Source organism: Staphylococcus sp. HMSC056G08 (assembly GCF_001812305.1).
Classification (GTDB): domain Bacteria; phylum Bacillota; class Bacilli; order Staphylococcales; family Staphylococcaceae; genus Staphylococcus; species Staphylococcus simulans.
Genome location: NZ_KV808494.1, coordinates 466 through 1,146, shown reverse-complemented (window position 1 = coordinate 1,146; position 681 = coordinate 466). Strand labels below are relative to the sequence as shown.

The 681-nt window shown below is 50.1% G+C and carries 7 tRNA genes; all 7 read left to right on the top strand.

Annotation, left to right across the window (positions count from 1 at the left end):
• Positions 1–49 precede the first annotated feature (49 nt).
• A tRNA-Phe gene (locus HMPREF2846_RS08560) sits at positions 50–122 on the top strand.
• 6 nt (positions 123–128) lie between these two features.
• A tRNA-Thr gene (locus tag HMPREF2846_RS08555) sits at positions 129–204 on the top strand.
• Between the two features lie 5 nt (positions 205–209).
• Positions 210–293, top strand: a tRNA-Tyr gene (locus HMPREF2846_RS08550).
• Positions 294–305: 12 nt separating this feature from the next.
• Positions 306–379 (top strand) — tRNA-Trp (locus tag HMPREF2846_RS08545).
• 2 nt (positions 380–381) lie between these two features.
• Positions 382–454, top strand: a tRNA-His gene (locus HMPREF2846_RS08540).
• Positions 455–466: 12 nt separating this feature from the next.
• Positions 467–538, top strand: a tRNA-Gln gene (locus HMPREF2846_RS08535).
• A gap of 8 nt (positions 539–546) precedes the next feature.
• Positions 547–621, top strand: a tRNA-Cys gene (locus HMPREF2846_RS08530).
• The last annotated feature ends 60 nt before the right edge of the window (positions 622–681 follow it).

The following is a 681-nucleotide window of genomic DNA, read 5'->3' as shown; positions in this document are numbered from 1 at the left end:
GATCGCGGGTTCGATTCCCGTCGGGACCGCCATTCATTAATATAATTATGGTTCAATAGCTCAGTTGGTAGAGCAATGGATTGAAGCTCCATGTGTCGGCAGTTCGACTCTGTCTTGAACCATTTTTTGCCGGCCTAGCTCAATTGGTAGAGCAACTGACTTGTAATCAGTAGGTTGGGGGTTCAAGTCCTCTGGCCGGCACCATCTCAGGAGGGGTAGCGAAGTGGCTAAACGCGGCGGACTGTAAATCCGCTCCTTCGGGTTCGGCAGTTCGAATCTGCCCCCCTCCACCATCTTATTTTAATAGGGGCATAGTTCAACGGTAGAATAGAGGTCTCCAAAACCTTTGATGTGGGTTCGATTCCTACTGCCCCTGCCATGGCGACTGTGGTGAAGTGGTTAACACATCGGATTGTGGTTCCGACATTCGTGGGTTCGATTCCCATCAGTCGCCCTTTATTATTAATGGGCTATAGCCAAGCGGTAAGGCAACGGACTTTGACTCCGTCACTCACTGGTTCGAATCCAGTTAGCCCAGTTACTTTTGGCGGCATAGCCAAGTGGTAAGGCCAAGGTCTGCAAAACCTTTATTCACCGGTTCAAATCCGGTTGCCGCCTCCATGAATTATGCGGGAGTAGTTCAACTTTTAGAACACGTTCCTTCCCGGAACGAGGTATAGG